The sequence below is a fragment of the Streptomyces sp. NPDC088706 genome (assembly GCF_044752765.1).
GTDB lineage: Bacteria > Actinomycetota > Actinomycetes > Streptomycetales > Streptomycetaceae > Streptomyces.
The window spans coordinates 33,704-46,953 of the sequence record NZ_JBIVLW010000025.1 but is presented as its reverse complement, the minus strand read 5'-3'; the positions used below and the strand labels follow the sequence as shown (position 1 = coordinate 46,953).

The 13,250-nt window shown below is 74.0% G+C and carries 8 protein-coding genes and 1 pseudogene; 5 read left to right on the top strand and 4 right to left on the bottom strand.

Annotation, left to right across the window (positions count from 1 at the left end; translation table 11 throughout):
• Positions 1-33 precede the first annotated feature (33 nt).
• Together ACIQAK_RS31610 and ACIQAK_RS31605 are read right to left on the bottom strand one after the other, a co-directional pair.
• Positions 34-894: a DNA-formamidopyrimidine glycosylase family protein gene (locus ACIQAK_RS31610; protein WP_366392491.1), complete on the bottom strand. Its 861-nt coding sequence runs from the start codon at positions 892-894 to the stop codon at positions 34-36.
• A gap of 100 nt (positions 895-994) precedes the next feature.
• Positions 995-5,680 (bottom strand): DEAD/DEAH box helicase, encoded by a 4,686-nt coding sequence (locus ACIQAK_RS31605; protein ID WP_366392492.1) that lies wholly within the window; start codon positions 5,678-5,680, stop codon positions 995-997.
• Between the two features lie 102 nt (positions 5,681-5,782).
• Between ACIQAK_RS31605 and ACIQAK_RS31600 the strand changes: the two are divergent.
• From ACIQAK_RS31600 to ACIQAK_RS31590, 3 genes and pseudogenes are all read left to right on the top strand, one after another.
• A pseudogene (locus ACIQAK_RS31600) lies at positions 5,783-6,191 on the top strand (AraC family ligand binding domain-containing protein); the annotation flags it as partial.
• 106 nt (positions 6,192-6,297) lie between these two features.
• Complete coding sequence (locus ACIQAK_RS31595; protein ID WP_366392493.1) at positions 6,298-7,122, top strand: AzlC family ABC transporter permease; 825 nt, start codon at positions 6,298-6,300, stop codon at positions 7,120-7,122.
• Entirely contained in the window at positions 7,119-7,424 is a 306-nt protein-coding gene (locus ACIQAK_RS31590) for an AzlD domain-containing protein (RefSeq protein ID WP_366392494.1), read from the top strand. The genes ACIQAK_RS31595 and ACIQAK_RS31590 overlap by 4 nt, the downstream gene beginning before the upstream one ends.
• A gap of 65 nt (positions 7,425-7,489) precedes the next feature.
• Here ACIQAK_RS31590 and ACIQAK_RS31585 read toward each other — a convergent pair whose 3' ends face one another.
• Positions 7,490-8,404 carry a hypothetical protein gene (locus tag ACIQAK_RS31585; protein WP_366392495.1) on the bottom strand — a complete coding sequence of 305 codons (915 nt, stop codon included), beginning with the start codon at positions 8,402-8,404 and terminating at the stop codon, positions 7,490-7,492.
• Between the two features lie 79 nt (positions 8,405-8,483).
• Between ACIQAK_RS31585 and ACIQAK_RS31580 the strand changes: the two genes are divergently transcribed.
• Together ACIQAK_RS31580 and ACIQAK_RS31575 are read left to right on the top strand one after the other, a co-directional pair.
• Positions 8,484-8,678, top strand: coding sequence for a DUF3046 domain-containing protein (locus ACIQAK_RS31580; protein ID WP_366392496.1), 195 nt, complete (start codon positions 8,484-8,486; stop codon positions 8,676-8,678).
• Positions 8,679-8,838: 160 nt separating this feature from the next.
• Positions 8,839-9,966, top strand: coding sequence for an AI-2E family transporter (locus tag ACIQAK_RS31575; RefSeq protein ID WP_366392523.1), 1,128 nt, complete (start codon positions 8,839-8,841; stop codon positions 9,964-9,966).
• Between the two features lie 176 nt (positions 9,967-10,142).
• Here ACIQAK_RS31575 and ACIQAK_RS31570 read toward each other — a convergent pair whose 3' ends face one another.
• Positions 10,143-12,998 carry an AAA family ATPase gene (locus ACIQAK_RS31570; protein ID WP_366392497.1) on the bottom strand — a complete coding sequence of 952 codons (2,856 nt, stop codon included), beginning with the start codon at positions 12,996-12,998 and terminating at the stop codon, positions 10,143-10,145.
• Positions 12,999-13,250: the final 252 nt, after the last annotated feature.

Sequence of the window (13,250 nt, the reverse complement as noted above, 5' to 3'; positions counted from 1 at the left end):
TTGTGCCGGCCGCCCTTCGGCGCCGGACACCCGCTAAGGGGTAGGGCCTGATTGGCAGCCCGGGCACCAATAGGTGGGCCGGTCGTCCTGGTCGATCTTCCGGATCGGGGTGGAGCAGCGCAGACAGGGGCGGCGGGCCCGGCCGTACACGTACAGGGGTTCTTGCACCCGCAGCGGCGGAAGTGGCCGTTTGGGGGGTGTGGGCTCGGTGGGGGCCGGGGTGTCCGGGCGGGGGCGGCGCTCGGCGCGGATGGTCGTGGTGCGGGTGGGGCGGTGCCGGTTGACGTCGAGGAGCCGGTGGGCCAGGGCGACCAGTCGGGGGAGGGTCCCCTCGGAGAGGGCGCCCACGGGGAGCCAGGGGGTGACGCGGGCCAGGAAGCACAGCTCGCATTTGTAGACATTGCCGATACCCGCGAGGTTGCGCTGATCCAGGAGCGCGTCACCGAGGGGACGGTCCGGTGCGGCGAGCAGCCGCTCCACGGCGAGGTCGGCGTCCCAGTCCGGACCCAGCAGATCCGGCCCGAGGTGGCCCACGGCCTTGCTCTCCTCGCTGGTGCGCAGCAGTTCGAGTACGGGGAGGCGGTAGCCGACGGCGGTGTGGTCGGCGTTGGTCAGAACGGCGCGGATCTGGTGCCCCGGGCCGCCGCGCCAGCGCTCACCCGGTGCGTACACCCGCCAGGCGCCGTCCATGCGGAGATGGCTGTGCAGGGTCAGCCCGCCCTCTAGGCGGGTCAGCAGGTGCTTGCCGCGTGCGGTGACGTCAAGGACCGCGTGGCCGCTCAGGTCGGTGGTGGCGAACCGGGGAACGCGCAGATCGGCGTGGGTCAGGACCCGTCCCGCCAGTGCTGCGTGCAACCGGGCGGCGGTCTGCAGGACGGTGTCTCCTTCGGGCATACCTCCATGATGGCTGCGCGGACGCCTCGGTGGGGCGCGGTCGGGGGCGGGAACGCTTCGGCGGTGGCATCGAGGGCGGGTCTGCCGGGGGCCGGACCGCTCAGGCCCTCAGACGCAGCCCCTTCGGAGTGGCGAGGAATCCGGCCGCCTCCAGGGTCCGGCCCAGCGGCGAGGTGAGGGAGGAGACCCCGTTCGTCCGCTCCACCGTCACGGTGCCGAGCGCACCGGCGCGGGCGGACGCGGCCAAGGCCTCGGCCGCCGCCAGCAGGGCGGGGGACTCGGGGTCGGTGGGCCAGGCGAGCAGGGACTTGCCGCCGCGCTCCATGTAGAGCGTGAGCTCGCCGTCGACCAGGACCACCAGCGCCCCCGCCTTGCGGCCCGGCTTGTGCCCGGCGCCGTCCGGGGACTCCGGCCACGGCAGGGCGGCCCCGTACGCGTTGGCCGGGTCGGCGGCGGCGAGCACCAGGGCCTGGGGCGCGGTGCCCGGGTCCCGGCGGTCGCGGGCCGTGGCGGCCGCCCGCAGCCGGTCCACCGCCCCGTCCATCGCGAACTGGGCGGCCCCCAGCCCCTCGACCACATAGCCTCGCCTCGCCTGCCCGCTGTCCTCGAAAGCGGCCAGGATGCGGTACGTCGCGGAGAACCCGCCCTCCACCCCTTCGGCCTGCACCGCGCCACGGGTCACCACACCGTGCCGGTCCAGCAGGGTTCGGGCCAGGGCGTGCGCGCGGTGGGTCGGCTCCGGCTCGCGCGGGGGCAGCAGGGACCAGCGGCCCGAGACCGTCGGGGGGCCGGTGCGGGAGGCGGGCCGGGCGGCCGCGGTGAGGGATCCGTACCGCCCGCGCGGGACGTTGCGCCGGGCGCGATGGGCGGTGGAGCCCGCGGTCCGCCCGGAGCCCAGGAGCGAGCGCAGCGGGGCGAGGGTGTCGTTGGTGAGCCGGCCGGACCAGGCCAGCTCCCACAGGGCGTCGGCGAGCTGCTGGTCGGAGCAGTCCGGGTGGGTGGTGGCCCGGACCTGGTCGGCGATCTGCCGGAAGAACAGGCCGTATCCACCGGACAGGGTGGTGAGCAGGGACTCGTGCAGCGCCGACAGCTCCAGCGGGTGCGGGGCGGGCAGGAGCAGGGGCGCGCTGTCGGCGGGGTGGAGCGAGAGCCAGCCGTCCTTGCCGGGCAGCGCCCCCGCACCGGCCCAGATCACCTCGCCCGTCGTCGTCAGCTCGTCGAGCATCCCCGGGGTGTAGCCCATGACCCGGCTCGGCAGGATCAGCTTCTCCAGGGCGGAGGCGGGAACGGGGGCTCCCTGGAGCTGTTCGACGGCGCGGGCCAGCCCGTCGATGCCGCGCAGACCGTTCGAACCGAAGTGCTGCCACTGGGGGAGGAAGGAGGCGAGCGCGGCGGGCTCCACCGGCTCCAGCTCCTGGCGGAGCGCGGCCAGCGAACGCCGGCGCAGTCGGCGCAGCACCGTGGCGTCGCACCACTCCTGACCGATGCCCGCCGGGTGGAACTCGCCCTGGACGGTCCGCCCGGAGGCGGCGAGCCGTTGCAGCGCGCCGTCCGTGACGGCGGTGCCCAGCCCGAACCGCTCGGCGGCCTGGGCGGCGGTGAACGGACCGTGGGTCCGGGCGAAGCGGGCGAGGAGGTCGCCGAGGGGGTCCTTCACCGGCTCGGTGAACGCCTCGGGCACACCGACCGGGAGCGCGGTGCCCAGGGCGTCGCGCAGCCTTCCCGCGTCCTCGATCGCCGCCCAGTGGTCGGCCCCGGCGATCCGGACCTGGATCGCCCGGCGGGACGACGCCAGCTCCGGCGCCCACGAGGACTCGGCCCCCCGCTCGGCCAGCTCGGCGTCGGTCAGCGGACCGAGCATGCGCAGCAGATCCGCGACCCCTTCGACGTCCTTGATCCGCCGGTCCTCGGTGAGCCACTGGAGCTCCTGCTCCAGCTCGGTCAAGACCTCGGGGTCGAGCAGCTCGCGCAGCTCCGCCTGGCCCAGCAGCTCGGCCAGGAGATGGGAGTCCAGGGAGAGTGCGGCGGCCCGCCGCTCGGCCAGCGGTGAGTCGCCCTCGTACAGGAACTGGGCGACGTAACCGAAGAGGAGGGAGCGGGCGAACGGCGAGGGCTCCTGCGTGGTGACCTCGACCAGCCGGACCCGGCGCGCCTCCAGGTCACCCATCAGTTCGGTGAGTCCAGGGACGTCGAACACGTCCTGGAGGCACTCGCGGACGGCTTCGAGGACGATCGGGAACGAGCCGAACTCGGAGGCCACCTGGAGCAGCTGGGACGCGCGCTGGCGCTGCTGCCAGAGCGGGGTGCGCTTGCCGGGGGAGCGCCGGGGCAGCAGCAGGGCGCGGGCGGCGCATTCACGGAAGCGGGCGGCGAACAGCGCCGAGCCACCGACCTGGTCGGTGACGATCTGCTGCACCTCGCCCTGGTCGAAGACGACGTCGGTGGCGCCGACCGGGGGCTGCTCGCTGTCGTAGGAGAAGGCTCCCGGTGCCGGTCCGTCGCTCTCCGCGTCCCCCGGGGGCGGGGCGTCGAAGTCGAAGAGGTCGAGGCCCATCATGTCCGCGTCGGGGAGCCGCAGCACGATGCCGTCGTCGGCGTGCATGACCTGGGCGTCCATCCCGTACCGCTCGCCGAGGCGGGCGGAGAGGGCGAGCGCCCAGGGGGCGTGCACCTGGGCGCCGAAGGGGGAGTGCACGACGACCCGCCAGTCGCCCAGCTCGTCGCGGAACCGCTCGACCAGGATCGTCCGGTCGTCCGGGACGTGGCCGCAGGCCCGGCGCTGCTCGTCCAGATAGGCCAGGATGTTGTCCGCTGCCCAGGCGTCGAGCCCGGCGGCGAGCAGCCGCAGCCGGGCGTCCTCCTCGGAGAGCCCGCCGATCTCGCGGAGGAACGCCCCCAGGGCGCGGCCCAGCTCCAGGGGGCGGCCCAGCTGGTCGCCCTTCCAGAACGGCAGCCGGCCCGGAACGCCGGGGGCGGGGGAGACGAGGACCCGGTCCCGGGTGATGTCCTCGATCCGCCAGGACGTGGTGCCCAGGGTGAAGACGTCGCCGACCCGCGACTCGTAGACCATCTCCTCGTCCAGCTCACCGACCCGCCCGCCGCCCTTCTTCGGGTCCGCGCCGGCCAGGAAGACCCCGAAGAGGCCGCGGTCCGGGATGGTGCCGCCCGAGGTGACGGCGAGCCGCTGCGCGCCCGGGCGACCTGTGACCGTACCGCCGACCCGGTCCCACACGACCCGGGGGCGCAGCTCGGCGAAGGCGTCGGAGGGATAGCGGCCGGCCAGCATGTCGAGGACGGCTGTGAACGCCGACTCGGGGAGCGAGGCGAAGGGGGCGGCCCGGCGGACCAGGGCCAGCAGGTCGTCCGCCTGCCAGCTGTCCAGGGCGACCATGGCGACGAGCTGCTGGGCGAGGACGTCCAGCGGGTTGGACGGGATGCGCAGCGCCTCGATGGCCCCTTCGCGCATCCGCTCGGTGACGACGGCGGCCTGCACCAGGTCGCCGCGGTACTTCGGGAAGACCACTCCGGTGGAGACCGCGCCCACCTGGTGCCCGGCCCGGCCCACCCGTTGGAGACCGGAGGCGACGGAGGGCGGGGACTCGACCTGGATGACCAGGTCGACCGCGCCCATGTCGATGCCGAGCTCCAGGCTGGAGGTGGCCACCACCGCGGGCAGCCTGCCCGCCTTGAGGTCCTCCTCCACCTGGGCCCGCTGCTCCTTGGAGACCGAACCGTGGTGGGCACGGGCCAGCAGGGCGGGGGCGCCCCGGCCCGCGCCGGACTGGGCCATGACCTCCGCCGGGGCGTGCGCCTCCGGCAGGTCGGGGGCGGGGTTGTCCGGGTCGAAGGCGGTGCCGGTGGCCCGCTCGTACGCGATCTCGTTGAGCCGGTTGCACAGGCGCTCCGCCAGCCGGCGGGAGTTGGCGAAGACGATGGTGGAGCGATGCGACTGGACGAGGTCGGCGATGCGCTCCTCGACATGCGGCCAGATCGAGGGCTTCTCCGCCTGGGCGGCGTCCCCGTCGGTGGCCGGCGAACCCCCCAGCTCGCCCAGATCCTCCACGGGGACGACCACCGAGAGGTCGAACTCCTTCGTGGACGGCGGCTGGACGATCTCCACCTTGCGCTGCGGCGACAGGAACCGGGCCACCTCCCCGACCGGCCGGACCGTAGCGGAGAGCCCGATCCGCCGGGCGGGCCGGGGCAGCAGCTCGTCCAGCCGCTCCAGGGACAGGGCGAGATGGGCGCCACGTTTCGTACCGGCGACCGCGTGCACCTCGTCGAGGATCACCGTCTCGACGCCCGCTAGCGCGTCCCGGGCGGAGGACGTCAGCATCAGGAACAGCGACTCGGGCGTGGTGATCAGGATGTCCGGCGGCCGGGTCACCATCGAGCGCCGCTCGGCGGGCGGGGTGTCACCGGACCGGATGCCCACCCGCACCTCCGGCTCGGGCAGGCCGAGGCGCACCGACTCCTGGCGGATGCCGGTCAGCGGGGAGCGCAGATTCCGCTCCACGTCGACCGCCAGCGCCTTGAGCGGGGACACGTACAGCACACGGCAGCGCTTCTTGGCCTCGGCGGGCGGCGGCCCGGCGGCCAGCCGGTCCAGCGAGGCGAGGAACGCGGCCAGGGTCTTGCCGGAACCGGTCGGCGCGACCACCAGCACGTCGCTGCCCTCGCCGATGGCCCGCCAGGCTCCTTCCTGCGCGGGGGTGGGCGCGCTGAAGGCGCCCGCGAACCAGCTGCGGGTCGCGGGCGAGAAACCATCGAGAGCGGAGCCGGTCATGTCCCCCATCGTGCACCCCGCCACTGACAACGGGCCCTCGACACCGCCCGGAGCCACCCCTGCACCCTCCGCCGCACGGCTGGGACCTGCGAGAACATGGCCATGGCGGGAGCGGGTCGGGCGAAGGAGTGGGCACGGCACTGGACGTACGCCGAGTTGCCCGACCTCGATCTCCTGCGCGCCCGGTACGTCCGCCGCACCTTCCCCCGGCACAGCCACGAGGGGTACGTGTTCGGCGCGGTCACCCGCGGGGTCGAGGACGTGGGGCTGCCCGGCGGCACGGTGCACATGGTCCCCGGGACCGTCGTGATGATCAACCCCGAGGTGCCGCACACCGCCCGCCCGGGTGCGGCGGGCCCGCCGTCTGCTCGACGCGGGCACCGCCTCCGCCGATGCCGCGGCCGCCGTCGGCTTCACGGACCAGCCCCACCTCAACCGGCACTTCACCCGGATCGTGGGGGTGCCGCCCGGCGCGTACCGGCGCGAGTGTGGCGCGTACCGGCACGAGCGCGGCGCGCTCCAGGGATGCCGTGTCCCGCAGGCGTCCACCCAAGGACGACGCGGGGGCGCGAGAACGTACAAGACCGGGCCCTGTAGCCCCCCGTAAGGTGCGGCACGTGGCAGAACAGACAGCACCCCCAGAGAGCACCGGCCGGGCCGGTGCCATATCCGCCGGTCCGCCCGGCCCGGCGGCGCCGGACGCCCGACCGGACAGACCCGACTCGGCCGTCGTCCGGGACGCACTCGGCGTCGGTATCGCCGTCGGGCTCTCCGGCTTCGCCTTCGGCGTCACCGCCGCCGGCTCCGGACTCAGCCTGCTCCAGATCTGCGCCCTGAGCCTCTTCGTCTTCACCGGCGCCTCGCAGTTCGCCCTGGTCGGTGCGCTGGCCGCGGGCGGCAACCCGTACACCGCGGCGGCGGGAGCGTTCTTCCTGGGCGTCCGCAACGCCTTCTACGGCCTGCGGCTCTCCCAGCTGCTCGCCCTTCCCCGAGCGGTGCGTCCCTTCGCCGCCCACTGGGTGATCGACGAGACGACCGCGGTCACGGTGGCCCAGCCCACCCGGCGGGCCGCGCGCCTCGGCTTCACGGTCACCGGGCTCACCCTCTACGTGCTGTGGAACCTCACCACCCTGGGGGGTGCGATGGGGGCCGAGGCGCTGGGCGACACCGAGGCCTGGGGCCTGGACGCCGCCAGTCCCGCCGTCTTCCTCGCACTGCTGGCACCGATGCTCAAGACCACCACCGAACGCGTCACCGCGGGTCTCGCGGTGCTGCTGGCCCTGACGCTGCTGCCCGTCCTGCCGGCCGGCGTACCGGTCCTGCTGTCCGCACTCGCGGCGCCCCTCGTCCTCTTCCTGATGGGGCGGCGCAAGCGGGGGCCGGGCACGGAGGACGGCACCACGACGCAGCCGACGACGACGAAGGGCGGGCGGGACTCGTGAACGTATGGATGGCCGTCGGACTGACCGCGGCGGGCTGCTACCTCGCCAAGTACGCGGGCCTGCTGGTCCCCGCCGGAGTGCTGGAGCGACCGCTCGTACGGCGGATGGCGACCCTGCTGCCCGTGGCGCTGCTGGCCGCTCTGACCGCTCAGCAGACCTTCGGCGACGGGCAGCAGCTCGTCCTCGACGCCCGGGCCGCCGGACTCACCGCCGCAGCGCTCGCGCTGGTCCTGCGCGCACCCTTCCTGGTGGTCGTCGGCGCGGCCGTGCTGGTCACGGCGGGCGTCCGCGCACTGGGCTGAGCGAGGGGTGCTGAGCGAGGGGCGCGGTCGGCTCGCGGTCGGTCGCAACGGGCGGGAGGGCCCGGTCAGCCCGGCGGACGGCCGTAGGCCCGCAGCGTCTCCAGGGCCCTGAGCGTCACAAGGGACCGGCCCTCCAGAGCGGCGCTCGGCGCCCACCGCCGCCAGTTCACCGGCCAGCCGCCGTCCTCCTGCTGCTCGGCAGCCAAGTGGTCCAGCGAGCGCTCCAGCTCCTCGTCGGTGAACCAGCGGCGGGCCAGCGACGTCGGCGTACGGGCGTAGTCGTGCGGGAAGTGGTGCTCGCCCGGCGCGTAGCCCGGCGCCACCGGATACTCCGCCCGCCGGGACGGATCCAGCACCACCAGCCGCTGCCCGCGCACCAGCCGGCCGAGCCGGTCCGCCGCCCGCTGCGCGCGGGCCCGGTCCGGTGCCCCGTCCAGGAAGGCGATCGCCGCCTCGATCTCGTACGGGTGCGACTGCTCCAGGGCGTCCACGGCGTTCCAGCAGAAGTCCGTCGCCCGGAACAGCCAGGCGTGCCACACCTCGTTGCGGTGCAGCAGCCCCACGATCGGACCGGTCGCGAGCAGTTCGGCCGGGGGTTCGTCCACGATCGGGACGAACGGGGCCGCGGGATATCCGTGCTGCGTGGGAAGCAGCGCGGGTAACGCGCCCTCTCTGGTCGACACGTCGCTCAGATAGCGACAGATCTGCTCCACGGGCAGTCCACCGCAACGGCCGATCGAGTCGAGGACGGTGAGCGCGTGTGCGGTGTGCAGCGGCTGGCTGACCGGACCGCGGAGGTCGGGTTCCAGCCCGTGGGCGTAGCCGCCGTCCTTGTTGCGGTACGCGGCGAGCGCCGTCTCCACCGGCTCCGGGTCGCCGTCCAGGAAGCGGTGGGCGAACCTTCGCTGTTCGAGGACGCGGGCCGTGAGCCAGATGAATCGCTCGGCGTGGACCAGGGGGTGTGCTCCAGTTTCAGCCATGGACCGACCGTAGGGGGAGAGGGGTCGAGGCACATGCCTGGTGGACATGCTGCACTCTCAGGAGCGCGATACTGGTGGCATGCGGTTGACGATTTTCTGGGAGCGGATGGCGGACCACTTCGGTGCCGGGTACGCGGACTCCTTCGCCCGTGACCATGTGATGGCCGAACTCGGCGGCCGTACGGTGCACCAGGCACTGGACGCCGGCTGGGACGCGAAGGACGTCTGGCGCGCGGTCTGCGCGTCCATGGACGTCCCCGCCGACAAGCGCTGACCCCCGCCTGCGTCCGTCCGGGGGAGGGGCTGTCGGTGGCGTAGGCGAGACTTGTCCCGTGTCATCGACAGACGAGACCGTTCCGGCCCAGCCGCCCACCGCCCCGCCCGCCGCGCCCGCCGAGCCTCCCGCACCGCCGTCCGGCCCGGGTCCCGCCCGTATGCCGGGCTGGCTGCCGCGAGCGATGGTGCTGGCCCTGGCGCTCTATGCCTGCTTCCAGCTCGGCAGCTGGGCGTTCCACCAGGTCATCGGGTTGCTGACCAACGTACTGATCGCGTTCTTCCTCGCGCTCGCCATCGAGCCGGCGGTGGGACGGATGTCGGCGCGCGGAATGCGCCGGGGGATGGCCACGTTCCTCGTCTTCATCGGCCTGATGATCTTCAGCGCCGGTTTCGTCGTCCTGCTCGGATCGATGCTGGCCGGCCAGATCGTCGACATGGTCGACGACTTCCCCCAGTACATCGACTCGGTGATCAACTGGGTCAACCAGACCTTCCGCACCGAGCTCTCGCGGGTCGAGGTCCAGGACAGCCTGTTGCACTCCGACTGGCTTCAGAAGTACGTCCAGAACAGCGCCACCGGAGTGCTCGACGTCTCCACCACGGTCCTCGGCGGGCTGTTCCGACTGCTGACGATCTTCCTGTTCTCGTTCTACTTCGCGGCCGACGGCCCCCGGCTGCGCCGCGCGCTCTGCTCCGTACTGCCGCCCGCCCGGCAGACCGAGGTGCTGCGCGCCTGGGAGATCGCGGTCGACAAGACCGGCGGCTACATCTACTCGCGCGGCCTCATGGCACTGATCTCCGGCGTCTCCCACTACATCCTGCTCGTCGTCCTCGGCGTGCCCTACGCTCCGGCGCTCGCGGTCTGGGTGGGGCTCGTCTCGCAGTTCATCCCCACCATCGGTACGTACCTGGCGGGCGCTCTGCCGATGCTGATCGCCTTCACGGTCAACCCCTGGTACGCGCTGTGGGTGCTCGGATTCGTCGTCGTCTATCAGCAGTTCGAGAACTACGTCCTCCAGCCCAAGCTGACCGCGAAGACCGTCGACATCCACCCGGCGGTCGCGTTCGGTTCGGTGATCGCCGGAACGGCCCTGCTGGGGGCCGTCGGTGCACTGGTCGCCATCCCCGCCATCGCCACCCTCCAGGCGTTCCTGGGGGCCTATGTGAAGCGGTACGACGTCACCGACGACCCCCGGGTGCACGGCGGCCACCGCCCGCGGCGCGGGGGACCGGTGCTCTCACGGATACGCCGAGCGCCGGGCGGGCCCGGCCGGACGGGCGGCTGAGCCCCGCCCGGGGCCCACGTCGGAGGCCGGGCACCGACGAGCTGCCCGCGGGAGAGCGACTGCCCGTTCCAGCGCGCCACCTCCGGGTCTGACCCTCTACGACACCGCAAACGCCCGACAGGGGCCTCGCGTCGTTCCCCGTCGTTCCGGGTCGGAGAACAGGGACACGCGGTTCCTCAGAGTCCGAGCAGCGAGCCGATCTCGGTCCGGGACGACACCCCCAGCTTCCGCAGGGCCCGCGCCACGTGGTGCTCGACCGTCCGGTGCGAGAGGACCAGCTCGCGCGCGATCTCCCGGTTCGAGAGGCCGAGGGCGGCCAGCCGGGCCACGGCCCGCTCCCGGGGTGAGAGATGGTCGCCGTACCCCAGGGCGCCGGGTCTGCGGACGGTGACCTGTCCGTGGTCCCGTAGCCCGCGCTGACACCGCAGCACATCCCATACGGCGTCGATGTCCTGGTAGGCCGCGATCGCCTCGTGCAGCACGGTGCGCCCGCCCGCCTCCCCGGCGGCCAGCAGCCGGAGCCCCCACGCCTCCTTGACGTACGCGGCCTCGTAGGGCCGTTCCAGGGCCGTCCAGGCGTCAGCCGCGGCCGCGTACAGGGCGTCGGACCCCTCGGCCCCGGCCCCGGCCTGGGGGCCGTTCGTGGCGGTGAGCAGCGCCCGGCAGGTCAGCAGGGCGGCCCGGGCGGCCGGCGCGTCCCGGTCGGCGATACCCTCCGCCAGCTCCGCGACGAGGCGGTGGGCCTCCTCGGCCCGGTCGTCCCGGATCAGCGCCTGCACGGCCGGCGGCGCGAGGGCCGTCGCCCACACCCACGCACCGGTACGGCGGACGTGGTGCAGGGCTCCTTCCATCGCCTGGACGGCCCGCGCGGGGCGGTCGGCGGCGAGATGGACCCGTACCACGGCGGCCGCGGCGGAGGTCAGCACGATGCCGGTGTCCAGCGCGGTCGTGTGCACGGCCTGGCCCAGAAGGCGACGCGCCACATCCGTCTGCCCCTTGGTGTGCAAGCGCAGCAGCCCGCAGACGAGGAGGGCCTCCGCGTGGAAGTCGGGCACGTCCCGGTACTGTCCCTCGGCGCGTTCGGCCCGCTCCTCCAGACCCGCCCACCGCCCGCCCGTGAACGCGGCGAGCATGTCCGTGGTCTCGACGAACGCTTCGAGATACGGAGCGCGGTTCGTCCCGAGCGCCTGCCACGCACGGGCCTGGAAGGCGCGGGCCCGCTCCAGGTGGCCCAGGGCGGTCGCGGCGCCCGCCAGGTTGGCGTACACCCGGGCCGCCGCCTCGCCGCTGAGGGCGACGGGCAGATCGGCCACCGCCTCCCACGCCGAAGGGTCACCCATCAGGGCCAGGGCGGTGGCGCGGTTGGCCAGCACGGTCGAACGCAGGTCCTCCTCGTCGACCTGGGGCAGCAGCCGCTCCGCCTCGGCCAGCAGGCGCCGGTGCTCGCCGACCGGCCAGCCCTTGAGGGAGGGGATGGCGATGATCGCCAGCGCCCGTGCGGCCTGCCCCGTCGACACGGCGAGGAGATCGGGAACGGCCCGCGCTATCTCCTCCAGCGCCTCCAGCCCGGAGCCCGACTGGTTGCGCAGCAACAGGCCCAGCAGCAACCGGATCTCGCCGCTCGGCCCGGGCCCGAGCGAGCGTTGGTCGAGCACCTGCCGCAGGGCGGTGGGTACCTGGGGGCCGGGCCGGGCGTTCAGTGCGACGCGGGCCAGCTTCAGGGCGATCCGGTCGCGCACGACGGCCGAGGGGCCGCCGCGCAGGGCGTCCAGGTAGTGGGCCGTGGCCGTACCGGCGTCCCCGCTTCGGGCGGACCGGTCCGCCGCCGCCTCCAGGCACCGCACCGCCTCCGTAGGGCGGCCGGCGAGACGGTGGTGTTCGGCGATCCGCACCAGCGGGAGGGGGCTGGTGTGCCGGGCGAGGGCGCGGGCGGCACGCAGGTGCAGTACGGGCCGTTCCGGTTCGGCGACCGCCTCGTACGCGGCCCGGCGCGCCAGATCGTGAGGGAAGACGTACCTACCGCCCGCCGCCCGCACGACGCCTTCTTCCAGTGCCGCGGCGAGCGCACCGCGGGTCTCCCGCTCGTCCAGCCCCGCGACCGCTCCCAGCAGGTGTACGGGCGCGGGGTCGCCGACAACCGCTGCCGCTGTGACCACCCGCCGCGCGTCCACAGGAAGGTGACGCAACCGCTCCACCACCCCACGGCGTACGGACGCGGGCAGGGGCGGCTCCGGCACCCCCGCTGCCCCCGCGGAGCACGCCGTGGGGCCGGGCCAGCCCCGCAGCACCTCCTCGATCACATAAGGAAGGCCCCCCGTCCACCGGTGCAGACGGTCGGCGAACTCCTCCGGCACCGCCCGCGCGCCGAGCAGGCCGGCGGCCAGCGCACCGGTCTCCGCCACGGACAGCGGCAGGAGGTGCCGTTCGGCCAGCGCGACATGGGCCGGTGGGCGCAGCGGGAAGGGGAACTCGCCGCTTCCCTCCGCTCCTGCGTGGCTGCGCGCGGTGAGTACGAGTCCCAGCTGCGCCGGAGGATCGGAGACGACCGTACGGAGGAAGGCGCGGGTGGACTCGTCGGCCCACTGGAGGTCCTCCACGGCCAGAACCACGCTCCCCAGGGACGCTGTCAGCGCACACAGGCCCCGGAGAACGCGGTGGGATGCGGTGCGCGGATCGTCCGCGGGAGGGGGTACGGGCGGCAGGAGGTCCGCGAGGTCGGGCAACAGCCCGCGCAGAGCGCCGGTCACCGGTGGCAGGTCCGCCGGGCGGGGCCGGCAGGGGCTCAGTGCCCCGATGAGCGGTGCGAACGGGAAGGAGGCGTCCGACTCCTGGCAACGGGCGACCAGCCTCACGGTGCCCGACGGCGGGGTCCGGGTGAGGAGTTCGCGGACCAGCCGGCTCTTTCCCACCCCTGCCTCACCGGTGATCACCACGACGGCGGGCCGGCGGTCGAGTTCCGCGCGGAGGTCGTCCAGGAGCGCGGAGCGTCCGACAAGGATGCCCGGAGCGGAGGTCGGCGGGTCGGCGTTCACGGCTTCCTTCCGCACCCGTGGGCAGCAGGGGCATGGCGGGCGGGGGCGGCCGGGTCGGTTCGGCCGGGCCGCCCGCCGGCTGCTGATGGCTCGTCGCGCATGACGGATCGCCGCCGAATGACGGATCTCCGCGCCTGACGGATCTCCATCGAATGACGGATCTCCGCGAATGATGGCCTTTCGCGGCGATGGTGGAAAGGGGGGAGACGTCTGCGGCGCGTGTGCGGACGCCGCAGACGCCCCCCGTCCGGC

Bases quoted from the DNA above. Each gene is read 5' to 3' on its own strand.
- ACIQAK_RS31610 (WP_366392491.1), bottom strand. From the start codon at position 894: ATGCCCGAAGGAGACACCGTCCTGCAGACCGCCGCCCGGTTGCACGCA.
- ACIQAK_RS31605 (WP_366392492.1), bottom strand. From the start codon at position 5,680: ATGACCGGCTCCGCTCTCGATGGTTTCTCGCCCGCGACCCGCAGCTGG.
- ACIQAK_RS31585 (WP_366392495.1), bottom strand. From the start codon at position 8,404: ATGGCTGAAACTGGAGCACACCCCCTGGTCCACGCCGAGCGATTCATC.
- ACIQAK_RS31580 (WP_366392496.1), top strand. From the start codon at position 8,484: ATGCGGTTGACGATTTTCTGGGAGCGGATGGCGGACCACTTCGGTGCC.
- ACIQAK_RS31575 (WP_366392523.1), top strand. From the start codon at position 8,839: ATGCCGGGCTGGCTGCCGCGAGCGATGGTGCTGGCCCTGGCGCTCTAT.